General features: G+C 64.8%; 15 protein-coding genes and 1 pseudogene. 9 read left to right on the top strand and 7 right to left on the bottom strand.

Annotation, left to right across the window (positions count from 1 at the left end; all coding sequences use genetic code 11):
* Positions 1 to 79: 79 nt before the first annotated feature.
* Positions 80 to 361 (top strand): hypothetical protein, encoded by a 282-nt coding sequence (locus LXM94_RS01330; protein ID WP_235769342.1) that lies wholly within the window; start codon positions 80 to 82, stop codon positions 359 to 361.
* Positions 362 to 491: 130 nt separating this feature from the next.
* On the opposite strand, the gene LXM94_RS01335 is transcribed toward LXM94_RS01330, so the two are convergent.
* The 4 genes from LXM94_RS01335 to LXM94_RS01345 all read right to left on the bottom strand — a co-directional run bounded on the left by LXM94_RS01335 (position 492) and on the right by LXM94_RS01345 (position 2,808).
* A complete protein-coding gene (locus LXM94_RS01335) occupies positions 492 to 650 on the bottom strand; it encodes a DNA-binding protein (RefSeq protein WP_235769343.1) in 159 nt (52 codons plus the stop codon).
* Positions 647 to 1,045, bottom strand: a complete 399-nt coding sequence (locus LXM94_RS26255) for a PIN-like domain-containing protein (protein ID WP_408015570.1) — start codon at positions 1,043 to 1,045, stop codon at positions 647 to 649. The genes LXM94_RS01335 and LXM94_RS26255 overlap by 4 nt, the downstream gene beginning before the upstream one ends.
* Positions 1,033 to 1,731, bottom strand: a complete 699-nt coding sequence (locus LXM94_RS01340; RefSeq protein WP_235769344.1) for a DUF433 domain-containing protein — start codon at positions 1,729 to 1,731, stop codon at positions 1,033 to 1,035. Before LXM94_RS01340 ends, LXM94_RS26255 begins: the two co-directional genes overlap by 13 nt.
* 81 nt (positions 1,732 to 1,812) lie before the next feature.
* Positions 1,813 to 2,808 (bottom strand): IS1595 family transposase, encoded by a 996-nt coding sequence (locus tag LXM94_RS01345; RefSeq protein ID WP_235769345.1) that lies wholly within the window; start codon positions 2,806 to 2,808, stop codon positions 1,813 to 1,815.
* Positions 2,809 to 3,104: 296 nt separating this feature from the next.
* On the opposite strand from LXM94_RS01345, the gene LXM94_RS01350 reads away from it, so the two are divergent.
* Positions 3,105 to 3,578: a helix-turn-helix domain-containing protein gene (locus tag LXM94_RS01350; RefSeq protein ID WP_235769346.1), complete on the top strand. Its 474-nt coding sequence runs from the start codon at positions 3,105 to 3,107 to the stop codon at positions 3,576 to 3,578.
* On the top strand, positions 3,575 to 4,402 hold the full coding sequence (locus LXM94_RS01355; protein WP_235769347.1) for a DUF6456 domain-containing protein: 828 nt from the start codon (positions 3,575 to 3,577) through the stop codon (positions 4,400 to 4,402). The genes LXM94_RS01350 and LXM94_RS01355 overlap by 4 nt, the downstream gene beginning before the upstream one ends.
* 16 nt (positions 4,403 to 4,418) lie before the next feature.
* On the opposite strand, the gene LXM94_RS01360 is transcribed toward LXM94_RS01355, so the two are convergent.
* Together LXM94_RS01360 and LXM94_RS01365 are read right to left on the bottom strand one after the other, a co-directional pair.
* Entirely contained in the window at positions 4,419 to 4,841 is a 423-nt protein-coding gene (locus LXM94_RS01360) for a SufE family protein (RefSeq protein ID WP_235769348.1), read from the bottom strand.
* Positions 4,842 to 5,023: 182 nt separating this feature from the next.
* Entirely contained in the window at positions 5,024 to 5,440 is a 417-nt protein-coding gene (locus LXM94_RS01365) for a DUF5330 domain-containing protein (RefSeq protein WP_235769360.1), read from the bottom strand.
* Between the two features lie 540 nt (positions 5,441 to 5,980).
* On the opposite strand from LXM94_RS01365, the gene LXM94_RS01370 reads away from it, so the two are divergent.
* The 6 genes from LXM94_RS01370 to LXM94_RS26010 all read left to right on the top strand — a co-directional run bounded on the left by LXM94_RS01370 (position 5,981) and on the right by LXM94_RS26010 (position 11,898).
* Positions 5,981 to 7,528, top strand: coding sequence for a sensor histidine kinase (locus LXM94_RS01370; RefSeq protein WP_235769349.1), 1,548 nt, complete (start codon positions 5,981 to 5,983; stop codon positions 7,526 to 7,528).
* Positions 7,500 to 8,357 (top strand): peptidoglycan-binding domain-containing protein, encoded by an 858-nt coding sequence (locus tag LXM94_RS01375; protein WP_235769350.1) that lies wholly within the window; start codon positions 7,500 to 7,502, stop codon positions 8,355 to 8,357. Before LXM94_RS01370 ends, LXM94_RS01375 begins: the two co-directional genes overlap by 29 nt.
* Positions 8,358 to 8,488: 131 nt before the next feature.
* Positions 8,489 to 9,631, top strand: coding sequence for a calcium-binding protein (locus tag LXM94_RS01380; RefSeq protein ID WP_235769351.1), 1,143 nt, complete (start codon positions 8,489 to 8,491; stop codon positions 9,629 to 9,631).
* A gap of 103 nt (positions 9,632 to 9,734) precedes the next feature.
* Positions 9,735 to 11,180, top strand: a complete 1,446-nt coding sequence (locus tag LXM94_RS01385; RefSeq protein ID WP_235769352.1) for a methyl-accepting chemotaxis protein — start codon at positions 9,735 to 9,737, stop codon at positions 11,178 to 11,180.
* Positions 11,181 to 11,311: 131 nt separating this feature from the next.
* Positions 11,312 to 11,689 carry a DUF1491 family protein gene (locus LXM94_RS01390; protein ID WP_235769353.1) on the top strand — a complete coding sequence of 126 codons (378 nt, stop codon included), beginning with the start codon at positions 11,312 to 11,314 and terminating at the stop codon, positions 11,687 to 11,689.
* Positions 11,690 to 11,763: 74 nt separating this feature from the next.
* Entirely contained in the window at positions 11,764 to 11,898 is a 135-nt protein-coding gene (locus tag LXM94_RS26010; protein WP_268964951.1) for a hypothetical protein, read from the top strand.
* Here LXM94_RS26010 and LXM94_RS01395 read toward each other — a convergent pair.
* Positions 11,895 to 12,339 (bottom strand): annotated as a pseudogene (locus tag LXM94_RS01395) (hypothetical protein); the annotation flags it as partial. The gene LXM94_RS26010 and the pseudogene LXM94_RS01395 overlap by 4 nt on opposite strands.

The following is a 12,339-nucleotide window of genomic DNA, read 5'->3' on the forward strand; positions in this document are numbered from 1 at the left end:
GAAAATATACCTAATATTATCTTTCACACACCCACGCGAGAATCTGATATGTTGAGTCTCTAGGTTGAGGAGATTCGAAATGGCCAATAATCTGCATATATCTTATGACCTAAATTCACCCGGTCAGGACTACGAGCCTTTAATAGCAAAAATTAAGACTCTTGGTGGTTGGGCAAAAATTCACAAATCATTCTGGTATGTGAACTCGTCTCTCACGCCTAGCCAGGCAGTGGATGCCCTGTGGCCACTCATGGACAAGAACGACACGTTGTATGTGGTGGATGCGACCAATAATGTGGCGGCTTGGCAAAACCTGTCTGATGAAGTTTCAAGCTTCATCAGAGATAAATGGATGAAGTGAGATTTTCCTGTTTCTGCGTAGTATGGTTTACTCCATAAGGCATGCCGTTCACATGGATAAGAACTCCCATTGCTTTCGCTATCCAATGCAGAATTGACAGTTTTATTTTTCTCTCCATTAAAAAACCCGCCTATTCGACGGCCTTCTTTTCATTCGGTTTCTGATCTTTCGGCGGCAGCGCTTTGACGAGCTTTCCTAGACGCTGGTCAAAGAGCGTTTCATCGTCGTCCGCTTCAAGCTCGCGGGCGGCCTCGCGGAATTTGTCAATCTGCAGTTTTCTTTCGGTCATGGCAGGTTTACCAATTGGAATTTCCCTTTCTTCGTTACGTCGAAGATGAAAGGTGGCGTCTCACTGTCCGCCAGTTCCATGATTTTCTCATGTATCTTGGTGAAGAGGCACAGAGAAAACCACCGAGGGTCGCTAGCGCATGGAAGATAAAAACACCGTATATTATGCTGTTTGATAGCTGCAAGCTCGGATTCTACAGTATGCCATTTTCGATCTTGGCTGATAACTACCCATCGTTTCGGCCCAACCTTACCTAACCACTCATCGTCAGGCGCGTCGATTGCAAACCCTTCTTCTTGGTGCCACTTGATAGTCACCGGAGGATTCATCGAAGATAGCGCTTTGGGTAGGCGCGTGCCAAAAGTCCTATCGAAGAAGAGTGTTAATGGACCCACTGGTTAGGACGCTCAATGTCAATATCGGTCTTTTCGAAACGAAGTGCGGCCATAACGTCCGAAGGTTCTAGCCCGTAGTCCTCAGCAATGTCCCGGAGACCTTCGCCGCTCTCCCATCGCTCTTTGAGCATCCATGTCGGAATGCCTCTTACCACGGGCGAACCGAAGGAAATACGGGGATCTATTATTATCGGCTCTTCTGCACCTGCAACGCGCCATTTAACTACGGGGCCGTTTCCGTCCGAAGGATACTCAAACGCCCGCAAGAGGCTCTGCAATATCTCCTTCCAAGCGTATTGGCCGCTTTCGCTGACAACAATCAGCTTGTCTTTGACAGACTTATCGACAGCCTCAGAATCGAGAATGAGACTCTTCCCATCGGTCTTGAACTCGTACTGCGCGAACGGGAACTCCGCGTTCATTTCCTTCGCCAAGTAATCACGGGCACTACGAACGGCATTCAGTGGTACGCCGCCCTTGCGCATCGCTGCCACTACTCCGACCTCAATGAGTTGGAGATAGGAAAGGTGCTGGCGTTGGTCACGATGCCCGATAGCTGAAGCGCCAGATACGAGGCGCTGCCAATTCCCTATGGTTTGCGCAGTCGTCCCCGCATACCGAGCAGCATCCACTACTCGGTATGTTGGCAGTGCAATTCGTTCTTTCCAAAATTCCTGATAAATCATCTTTATGGCACCATCGTCCCAGAAACCCTAACATGCGGCACCTTGGTCCGCTATCGCCCTTTCGGCTTAGCATAACGAATTTCAGACCGCGTGAGTTCTCCGATAGGTGAGACGCTTACCGAGAACGCCGACCAACGCTTCAAACGCGCGAGCATTGTCATCTACGCCGAGGCCAATACGACGGTTATAGCGGAAATCAAATTCCGCCAGATAGCGGTGCAGGTGCTTCTCGGCACAGTGCTGATAGACGCCCTTCATGCCGCGCTTGAATACGCTGAAATAGTTCTCAATCGTGTTCGAATGAATGACCGCGTCGCCTTCGTAGCGGACATATTCCTTGGCCGAGTGCTTCGTGGTCTGGTGATCCGCGAAGCGAGCGCCAACCTTCGTGTAAAGGCGGCTTTCGTCCGTGTAGAGCGCGCTTTCGTGATGGACGTTCTCCGTCACCAGTTGAGCAACGTTGTCGGTGTTGGCCTTCTCGACATGAAAGGTGCGAACCGCGCCGCCACGTTCCACAAGACCGAGCACGGCGCGCTTGTGAGCCGGGCCGGTCTTGCCAGACTTCGTGAACGGCTTGCCGCTCGTCGTCATCGTCGGAGCCGGGCCGGACTTCTTGCCGAAATAGGTTTCGTCCGCCTCAACGATCTTGCCATTGCCGCCGATCGGGCCAAGATTGCCCTCCCGCATGGCTTCACGAATGCGATGCGACAGAAACCACGCCGACTTGAGCGTGATTTCCAGAACGCGGTGAAGCTGGTTAGAGCTGATGCCCTTCTTGCTGGAGCACATCAGGTGGATCGCCTGGAGCCACTTGTGGAGCGGGATATGGCTTTCCTCAAAGATCGTGCCGATGCGAACCGTGAACTGCTTCCGGCATTCGCCGCACTTCTTCAAGCCGTGACGCTCGACGCCTTCCGGGTTCTTCTTCGAAGGCTTCGTGTAAACGCCTTCAAGCTTGTAGACGCGACCCATGCAGCCACAATGGGGGCAAACCGGGCCCCCCGGCCATAGAATGCTTTCCACATGCTCGAAGGCTGCTGCCTCGTTGTGAAAATATTCCCTCGACAGGACCGACATGCTGACACCCAAAACCCACTTGCTGAGGATTCTTGTATCAAATCAATGTGGGTTTGTCAAAGATAATATTGGGAAAATATACCTAGATCGTGCGGGGCGCTTCAGGTCCCTGCCGATCGCCGGTTTCATTCGCTTTTCACGCAGCCGTTTCGGCCTTTCGGTCGTCTCGCGACGACGGGCGGGGACGTTTGTCTCGATTTTCTCAGGGTTTTCAATGCAGAGTTGCGCGTGGGCGCTTCATTCGTCCCCGTGCTTTCACTAGGGTGTATGAATAAATTCCTATAAGGAGTGATGTCATGCCCCAGCAATCCGATGTCGACGCGGGACCGGCCGAACGGCTCGTCGCACACTGCGCAGCCCGGCAACGGGCGGGTCTGGAGGTCAAGGCTGCCGACCGGCCGGCGCCGGCCGCACGGGAGGCGGCCGGCCTGCCGGCCGATACGCCCGTGCCTGCCGCCACCGTCTGCCGCATCGTGCGGCAGCTCGTGGCGGAGCTGGTGTTGCTCGCCGGCGATCGCGTGCTGCACCGTCGCGACAGCCGCCGCGCCGGCTGCCAGGTGCGCCAGATCGCCATGTATCTCTGCCATGTGGCGCTGCAGATTTCGCTGACGGAGATCGGGCTTGCCTTCGGGCGCGACCGCACCACGGTCGGCCATGCCTGCAACGTCGTCGAGGATCGCCGCGACCAGCCGGCCTTCGATGCGTTTCTGGCGACCGCCGAGCGCATGGTGCTCACCGTCTTTGGCCCGGTCGGAGGCTTCGACCGATGAGCGATGGCCGGCACATCAAGGCCGGCGCGGACCGGCGGCTCGCGGCCATGCTCGCCTTCCTCGCCCGGCATGCCGGCGCCCGGCTCGCGCCGCGCCCCGACGGGATGGTGGCGCTCCGGACGGAGGAGGGGCCGGCGACCACGGTTTCCGCGGGTCTCGTCGATGCCGCGCTTCGCCTCGGTCTCGCACGGCGCGACGGCGACCGCCTCATGCCGTCGGACGAGACCCGCCGCTTTCTGAAGCGTCGCCTCGTTTCGGGCGAGGATTTCCGCGCCCAGCACGGGGCATTGGAGGAACGCACGATCGCCGAGCCGGACGGCACCCGGCGCCGGGTGCTCGCGGATGTGGCCGAATCGCCGCTCGGGGCCTTGTCGCGGCTGAAGGACCGGGCCGGCCAGCCCTTCCTGCCGGAGACGGCGCTTGCGGCAGGCGAGCGGCTGGCCGGCGACTTCCAGCGCGCCGGCCTGCAGCCGCGCCTCACGATGCGCTGGGAACCGCGCATTGCCAGCCGCATGAAGGGCGAGGCGGGGGGCGGCCGGGACCTGACGGACAGCGCTGTTGCCGCCCGCGCCCGCGTCGCGCGCGCCGTCGAGGCGATGGGGCCGGAACTTGCCGGCGTGGCGCTCGACGTCTGCTGCTTTTCAAAGGGGCTCGAGACGGTGGAGCGCGAGCGCCAGTGGCCGGTGCGCTCGGCGAAGCTCATGCTGCGCGCCGCGCTGATGGCGCTTGCCCGCCACTACGATCCGCCGCCGGCGCCGGCGCGGCAGCGCCACGCCTGGGGTGCGGCGGATTTCCGCCCGCCGGCGTCCGGGCTGCGATCGTGAAGACCGCCCGGCCGGGTCAGGCCGCCGCCAGGCGGCCGACGGCTTCCTCGCGGATGCGCCGGATCATCGAGCGCAGGCCGTTCGCCCGCTGGGGCGACAGGTGCTCGACGAGGCCGATCCTGCTGAAGACGTCGAGCGCGTCGAGCCTTGCGATCTCGGACGCCTGTTTTCCGGAATAGACGGCAAGCACGATCGCCACCAGGCCGCGCACGATATGCGCGTCCGAATCGCCCTCGAAGGTCAGGACCGGGTCCTCGCCCGTGGCCGAATGGGTGACGAGCCAGACCTGGCTGGCGCAACCCTGCACCTTATTGGCCGCCGTACGCTTGTCGTCGGAAAGGTCGGGCAGAGCCTTGCCGAGTTCGATCACATAGCGGTAGCGGTCTTCCCACTCCTCGAGATAGGCGAAGTCGTCGATGATCCGGGCGAGGTCTGCCATGGCGTGTCCGCTGTTTCGTTGGCTCTCATATAGGCCAGCCGGAGGACGATTTGAACCCGCCCGGCAAAATGCATCCGGTTGATGCGCCCTGCCAAAAAAGAAAACGCCGCGAGGCAATGGGCGTTCCTCGCGGCGGTTGCATCAGGCAACAAGGCAGGCAGGCTTGAAATCGTCGGCCCGGACTATTCCGTGCGGTCGGGGCGGCGGGTCGGGATGGCGATCGTGCCGGTGATGACCGTGTCGGCCGCCTCGGCCTTCGCGACGGTCTCGCCGCCGGCGGGCTCGGGCAGCGGCTGGCCGACGCCGGCCGCGAGGTCGGGATCGGCGAATTGCGTGTCGAGGAGCTTGTAGGCGACCTTGGCGCCTTCCCGGGCGCGGTGGCCGAGGGCCACGAAGGTCTCGGCGCCCTTTTCGCAGACATCCGGCTTTTCCTCGCAGATGGCGCGGACATAGGTGAGCGCTTCGCTGGCCGCAGCGAACGTATCGCCGAGTTCGACGCTCGGGCCGCGTTCGAGCTTCGAGCTCGCAGCCGTGTCCAGGAACGGCAGCAGCACCAGCACCAGCGAGAACCAGAACGTTCCCTTGATCAGAAACCACATCGTCTTGCCCATCCTCGTTTCGAGGGGCCCGGCTCTTCAGGCCTTTGCCCCGCGTCTTCCGGTCGTTGCCGGATCCGGTCCTTCTTGAACCTTGATGCGAGACTACGCGGCGGATGGAAATTCCCCATTGCGGGAATAGGTCGGGTTTTCAGCAGATTTGTGTAAAATTCGAACGATCGGCCGGTTCCTCCGCCTTTTACGCGGATTTTAGCGAAAGCCGTTAAGCATCGTGGCAGGCGGGGTGCGGGCGGTGTGCCGGGGCCGTGGGCCTTTGCCGGCAGGGCCTTCGCCACAGAGGTTAACATGAACCGGAAAATGCCGTATTTCTAGGCGCTTACGCCCCATTAACCACGATCGGCGAATAGCCGGTGAATTGCCCCGAAACGGGATTTTTTGGCCTTTTTCGGCCCCGCAACAGCGGCGGCATTTATTCTTTCCTTAAGTCGCCGATGCGAATTTGGGACCCTATAAAAGAACAACTGTAGGCAGGGTATTGCGTTGCGCCTTACGAGAGACATCGCTGGACGAATGGCGGGCTGGATGACCGTCATCGGCGGCGGTCGCGCTTCCTCGCCGGATGCCGCCGGCGACCGGCGCCTCCGGCTGACGTCGGTCGCGGCACTTGCCCTCGTGCCGGCCACGCCGCTGGCGCTTTCCGCCGTTCTGCCGCTCTCGACAGCGCTCCCCGTCGGTGCCGCCCTCGGTGCGGCCGGCGTGCTGCTGACCGCCGCCGCGATGCGCGCGCTCGGCGACCGGCCGGCGCCTCGGGCCGCCTTGCCGCGTGCGGAAGACCCTGCGCAGCAGGAGCCCTCTTCGCCCTATGACCTCTTTGCCGGCCTCGTGACGCTGCACGACGAGCGCGGCCTCGTGACGGCCGTGCACGGCCGCGACCGGACCGAAACGCTCGCCTGGCTGCGCGATCCGGCGGGCCGCGGTTTCCTCGACCAGATCCACGTCTCCGACCGCCTCGGCTTCGTGCAGGCAATCGACCGGCTGCGCCAGGGCGCCGAAGGCCTCAGCGTCGAGCTGCGGCTCGAACGCCGCCGCCAGTCCGCCCGCGAGGAACAGTTCGTGCACATGCGCGCCGAGATGACGGCCCGCCGCGACGCCGAAGGTGCCTTCGCCGGCCTGCTCGTGCAGTCGCGCGACATATCCGGTGAGATCGCACTGCGCCAGGAGAACGCCCGCAAGGCGTCGGAGGCCGAATCGGCGAACGATGCCAAGACCCGTTTCCTCGCCGCCGTCAGCCACGAACTGCGCACGCCGCTCAACGCCATCCTCGGCTTCTCGGACATCCTGGCCGGCGAGTATTTCGGCAAGCTGGAGAATGACCGTCAGCGGGAATATGTGGCGCTCATCCACCAGTCGGGCGGCCACCTGCTGTCGGTCGTCAACACGATGCTCGACGTCAGCAAGATCGAGGCGGGCCGCTACGAGCTGTTGCCGGAGCCTTTCGCGGTCGCCGACTGCGTGCGGGCCTGCGAGAAGATGCTCGGACTGCAGGCGAAGGAAAAAGGCATCCAGCTGACGAGCCGCATCGCCCGCGAGCTCGGCGAGGCCAATGCCGACCAGCGTGCGCTGCAGCAGGTGCTGATCAACCTCGTCGGCAATGCCATCAAGTTCACCGACCGCGGCGGCATCGTGACGATCGACGCGCTGCGCGAGGCGGACGATCTGGTGCTCGTCGTCAGCGACACGGGCATCGGCATTCCGGCCGACAAGCTTTCGCTGATCGGCCAGCCCTTCGTGCAGGTGCAGAACGAATATACCCGCCGCTACGAGGGCACAGGGCTCGGCCTGTCGCTCGTCAAGGGCCTCGTCGCGCTGCACGGCGGCTCCTTCGCGATCGAAAGCCGGCCGGGCGAAGGCACGGTGATCACGATCCGCGTGCCGGCAGACGGCTCAGGCATCGCCAGCGCTGCGGCCCATGCCGAGGAACAGCCGCGCCTGGCGGAGTTTCCACCGCGGCTCGATGTCCGCAACCGCAATTCGGCCGGTTCCACGGGGCAGGGGAGGAGCCTCGGGACCGGGTCGATCGAGAATGACGAGGAGAGCGACGATGACGCCGCGCGTGCGAAAACCGCCTGAAAAGAGCCGCGGCCCGGCCCGCGGCAAACCGCGGCAGGCGCGTCCCGGCATCGCGATCCGCGCGGTGATCGCGCTCGCCACCTTCGCCGCCCGCCATCCGGCGGGCATCGGCGGCGGTGCGGCCTTTGCGGTGGTCTTCGGCTTCGTCGCGGCCAATGCGCTCTGGTACCAGCCCGGCGGCCATCCGTCGCCGATCATGAAGACGCGCCTTGGCCAGAATTCGCTCGGCTTCTCCGCCCTGAAGCGTCCGCCCGAGGACATGACCACGTTCGTCATCGAGCGCGAGGGGGAGGCGGCCGCGGCGGTCCCGTCGCAGCTCGTGCGCGGCATCCAGACGGAACTCGCCCGGCAGGGCTTCTTCGCGCGGGAAACCGACGGCCTGCTGACCGACGAGACGGTTGCCGCGATCCGGGCCTTCGAGGAGCGGCGCGGCCTTGCCGTCACGGGAGAACCGAGCGACAGGCTGCTTGCAGCGCTCAGCGCCGACGCCGTCGAGACGGCGATGGTCGTGCCCGAGGAGCGGCCGTTCGATGCCGCCGAGACGGCGACCTCGTCGCGGGCGGTCGATCCCGTCGCCGCCGCGATTCTCGAGGCCGAGGCCGATCCGGAGGTGACCGCCGCGGTGCCGCCCTCCCTGCCGAGCGAGATGGTGATGCAGATCCAGAAGGGCCTCAGCAATATCGCCTACGGGGACGTGACCGTCGACGGCATCGCCGGCCAGAAGACCCGCAACGCCATCCGGCATTTCGAGAAGCACTACCGGCTGCCGGAGACCGGCGAGCCGAACGAGATGGTGCTCGGCAAGCTGAAGGAAATCGGCGCGCTCTGAGGGCAACCCGGCGGCCGGCTGCGTCACAGCACCTGATTTTTTCCGTGCGCTGCCGCTGGCACAGGTGGTATCTGTCGGTCGTGCCGGGCGACGGCCGGACGGCGGTATCGGCCGCGAGCGGGAGGGCGGGAATGGCGACGGTGACCTGGTACGAGGGCCTCGGTGCCTACGCGCATTTCTACCTCATGTGGTACGGCGACCTGACGCTTAAGAACAGCACGGGCGAGCGGGCGGTCTTTGCCGCCGACAACGGCGTGCGCATGGTGCTTGTCGGCGAGGATCTTGCCTTCGACGGCAGCGACGCAACCGCCGGCACGGTCACGGCCGTCCGGTTCTTCACCAGGGACGGTGATCCGATCATCGCCTTCGAGGACCTGTCGCTCTCCGCCGTCGAAATGCAGCGGGGGATCGAGACGCTCGGCTGGTTCAGCGGCTTCGTCGAGGAGGTGCTGAAGGGCGACGACACGATCATCGGCTCCGCGAACGGCGAGCAGATCTACGGGACGGCCGGAAACGATCTCATCGGCGGCGGCGGCGGAAACGACGTGATCTATGGCTATAGCGGCGCCGAGATGATGTTCGGAGGGCTCGGCGCCGACCAGCTCTACGGTGGCGCGGGCCGGGACACGATATACGGTGAGCACGGCGCGGACACCCTGGTGGGCTCGAAGGGGCGCGACATCCTGATTGGCGGCCTTGGCAGCGACGCCGTTTCGGGGGCTGCGGGCCGCGACGTCGTCAAGGGCGGGCCGGGAGACGATTTGCTTTATGGCGGCGGCGCCCGCGACATTCTGCTCGGGAACGGCGGCGGGGATGCCGTTTTCGGGCAAAAGGGCATCGACGAAGCGTATGGCGGGCGCGGCAACGATTTCCTGTTCGGCGGACAGGATACCGACCTGCTCGCCGGAGGCCGGGGGCGCGACACGCTCGCGGGCGGCGCGGGTGCAGACGTCTTCCAGTTCGCGCGCGTCGCGTGGTCGCCGGCGGACAAGACCGGCCGGGACGTCATCACGGACTTCAACCGCCGGCACTTCGACATCATCGACCTGTCGCCGATCGATGCGGACCGGACGACGAGCGGTCACCAGCCGTTCGCCTTCGTGGGCGAGGCAGCCTTCTCCGGCACTGCCGGCGAACTGCGCTACAGGCAGAAGGGCAATGGCGACACACTGGTCCTCGGCGACGTCGACGGGGACGGCGAGGCGGATCTCGCCATCCGCCTGCAGAACTTCCAGGCCGAACTCACGACGGCAGATTTCATCCTTTCCTTCTGACGCTACGATATTCGACGAAAGTCTTACGCCTACAGGTTCGTGGCCCGTCAATGCTTCGTTAACCATGCGCAGCGATGCTCTTGTGATACGCGGGAGGCCGGATTTGTACGCCAAAGTTGCACTTGCTGATGTCGAGGATGTTGCCGCGGCGGCTTCGCCGGAGGCGCCGGCCGATCTGCGCCGGGTCGTCGCGACGCTCGCGGGCGAGGCCTCCGCGCTCGGCGTGCATCTCGTCGACATCGCGGGCACGATCCAGGACACGGCGCGCCAGGCGGCGGAACATGTGGATCTTTTCCGCAGCTTCAACGAGGCGGCCGGCGCCATCGCCGCGGCCAACGGCGACGTGGCACGCGCGCTGCGCGACACCGATTCGCTCGCCGTCGAGGCGCGGCGCATCCTCGGCCAGCAGGCAAACCAGCTCGACGGGTCGCTGACGGCGATCGATCACATGGTGACGACGTCGAACGAGATCGGCACCGGGATTTCCGACTTTTCCACAGCGCTCGGCAGCGTCGGCCGGCTCGCCGACGAAATCGGCACCATCGCGCGCCAGACGAACCTGCTCGCCCTCAACGCGGCGATCGAGGCGGCGCGGGCCGGCGACGCCGGCAAGGGTTTCGCGGTCGTCGCGGCGGAAGTGCGGGCGCTGTCGCTGCAAACCTCGCAGACCACCGCATCGATCCAGCAGACGCTCACCGAACTGACCGCGCGCATCGACGCGCTGGTGGTGGCGGGCAACGGCGCGCGCGCCTCGGCCGAGGACGTGCGCGGCACGGCATCCGCCGTCAAGGCGTCCTTCGCCGGCGTCGAGGCGGTGATGTCGCAGATCCTCGACAGCGCGTCCTCGCTGGCCGGCACGACCGAATCGGTCGACCAGCAGTGCGCGGCCTTCGCGAAGTCCCTCGCATCCGCCTCGGCGGAGATTTCGACATCCAGCGGCAATCTTCAGAGCGCGTCCGGGCGCGTCGGCGAGGTCGTCGCGATCTCGGAACGCATCATCCAGGCGACCGCCAGCGCCGGCATCGAGACGCCGGACACGCCGTTCATCCGCGCGGTCAGCGCGCTTGCCGCCGAGGTGTCCGCGCGGTTCACGGCCGCCGTGCAGTCCGGTGCCATCGGCATGGACGACCTGTTCGACCGGCGCTACCAGCCGATCGCCGGCAGCGATCCGGTGCAATACACGACCCGGTTTACCGCCTTTACCGACCGCGTGCTGCCGGACATCCAGGAGCCGGTGCTGTCGACGAGCCCGCGCATCGCCTTCTGCGCAGCGGTCGACGACAACGGCTACCTGCCGACGCACAACCGCCAGTTCTCGCAGCCGCAGCGTGCCGGCGACAGCGCCTGGAACACGGCGAACTGCCGCAACCGGCGGATCTTCAACGACCGCGTCGGGCTTGCCGCTGGCCGCGGCAAGGAACCCTTCCTCGTCCAGACCTACCGCCGCGACATGGGCGGCGGCAGCTTCGTCCTGATGAAGGACATTTCCGCCCCGATCACCGTGCTCGGCCGCCACTGGGGCGGGCTGAGGCTCGCCATCAAGGTCTGATGCCAACCTGCCTTGCGACACTGCCGGTGGCCGACAGACGGTCCGGCGCAATCGGTCAATATCGGTGCAGGTTGGTATGACCCGCCGCAGAAGATCATTGCGTCTCCGGCGGCGGCACGGTATGCGCCGGCATGCGCCTTCGCTCCGACATCTTCGTTTCCGCGCTCATCCGCAAGGCCTTTGCGGCCGGGGGCTTTGCCGCGGTCGAGCGGCGCGGCGCCGAGGACGGCGGGGCGATCTTCGTGAGGCTCGACCATCGGGACGGAACGGAAAGCCTCTATGCGCCGGCGCCGCAGAGCTTCTTCGGGGAGGAAACCGGCGACAGGCTCTTCGAGCGACGCATCGAGCGCGGCGGGCGCGAGGCGGTCAGCGACGCGCTGACGCGGGAGATCCGCTTCGACGGCGATCTCTGGGTCGTCGCTCTGGAGGTCGCCGGCCTCGACGGGCTGATCACGCTTGCGGGCGAGGAGCGGCCGCCCAGCGAAGCCGACGGGCTGTTCCGCCGGTAACAGCGCCGGCGGCTTGTCCATGGGAGAAAGGGACAACGGGCAGACGCCCGACACCCGACCCCAGGAGAACCGCCATGACCATGATCCTGCCCGCACTCGCCGCGCTGATCGCCGGCATGTTCGCCATCACGATGTTTGCGGCGCTTTCGGCCGACCGCCGCGAGGCCCAGCAGATCCGCGTGCGCGCCGAACGGCGCCGCGGCTTCTAACCGGCACGCTGCGCGAAGGGGAGGATCTCGCCATGCGATGCCGTCCCATCGTCGGGTCGATCCGAATTGGCCGCCGCGGCATGGGTGTAACGATCCGCCCGCTGCCAGCTTTGCACCCGCTCGAAGGCCTCGTCGCGACGGATCGCATCGAGCAGCGCCTCGGCCCGCCCGATCGCCAGGTGCGGGTAGACCCGGCCAAGGATGAAGACGGTGTCGAGACGGTCGAGGTCCAGCGCGACGAGCGTTTCGGCGAGCTGGCGCCCGGAAAGGTCGAGCAGGATGCGCTCGGAGAGCCAGAGGCTCGCGTCGAGCGTGTCGGCGAGGACCGTCGACAGCATGCCGTTTTCTCCGGCGCGGGCGAAGCGGACCATCAGGGCGGCATGGACCGGGCCTGCCGGCGCGAGCACGGGTTCGGGCTCTGCGGCAGCCGGCGCGGCGGCG

The sequence above is a fragment of the Rhizobium alarense genome (assembly GCF_021555155.1).
In the GTDB taxonomy this organism is placed as follows: Bacteria; Pseudomonadota; Alphaproteobacteria; order Rhizobiales; family Rhizobiaceae; genus Rhizobium_D; species Rhizobium_D alarense.

What these genes read in the sequence shown, in the direction of transcription:
- LXM94_RS01345 (WP_235769345.1), bottom strand. Translation starts at nt 2,808, where the DNA reads ATGTCGGTCCTGTCGAGGGAATATTTTCACAACGAGGCAGCAGCCTTC.
- LXM94_RS01365 (WP_235769360.1), bottom strand. Translation starts at nt 5,440, where the DNA reads ATGTGGTTTCTGATCAAGGGAACGTTCTGGTTCTCGCTGGTGCTGGTG.
- LXM94_RS01375 (WP_235769350.1), top strand. Translation starts at nt 7,500, where the DNA reads ATGACGCCGCGCGTGCGAAAACCGCCTGAAAAGAGCCGCGGCCCGGCC.
- LXM94_RS01360 (WP_235769348.1), bottom strand. Translation starts at nt 4,841, where the DNA reads ATGGCAGACCTCGCCCGGATCATCGACGACTTCGCCTATCTCGAGGAG.
- LXM94_RS01340 (WP_235769344.1), bottom strand. Translation starts at nt 1,731, where the DNA reads ATGATTTATCAGGAATTTTGGAAAGAACGAATTGCACTGCCAACATAC.
- LXM94_RS01350 (WP_235769346.1), top strand. Translation starts at nt 3,105, where the DNA reads ATGCCCCAGCAATCCGATGTCGACGCGGGACCGGCCGAACGGCTCGTC.
- LXM94_RS01330 (WP_235769342.1), top strand. Translation starts at nt 80, where the DNA reads ATGGCCAATAATCTGCATATATCTTATGACCTAAATTCACCCGGTCAG.
- LXM94_RS26010 (WP_268964951.1), top strand. Translation starts at nt 11,764, where the DNA reads ATGACCATGATCCTGCCCGCACTCGCCGCGCTGATCGCCGGCATGTTC.
- LXM94_RS01335 (WP_235769343.1), bottom strand. Translation starts at nt 650, where the DNA reads ATGACCGAAAGAAAACTGCAGATTGACAAATTCCGCGAGGCCGCCCGC.
- LXM94_RS01390 (WP_235769353.1), top strand. Translation starts at nt 11,312, where the DNA reads ATGCGCCTTCGCTCCGACATCTTCGTTTCCGCGCTCATCCGCAAGGCC.
- LXM94_RS01370 (WP_235769349.1), top strand. Translation starts at nt 5,981, where the DNA reads ATGACCGTCATCGGCGGCGGTCGCGCTTCCTCGCCGGATGCCGCCGGC.
- LXM94_RS01355 (WP_235769347.1), top strand. Translation starts at nt 3,575, where the DNA reads ATGAGCGATGGCCGGCACATCAAGGCCGGCGCGGACCGGCGGCTCGCG.
- LXM94_RS01380 (WP_235769351.1), top strand. Translation starts at nt 8,489, where the DNA reads ATGGCGACGGTGACCTGGTACGAGGGCCTCGGTGCCTACGCGCATTTC.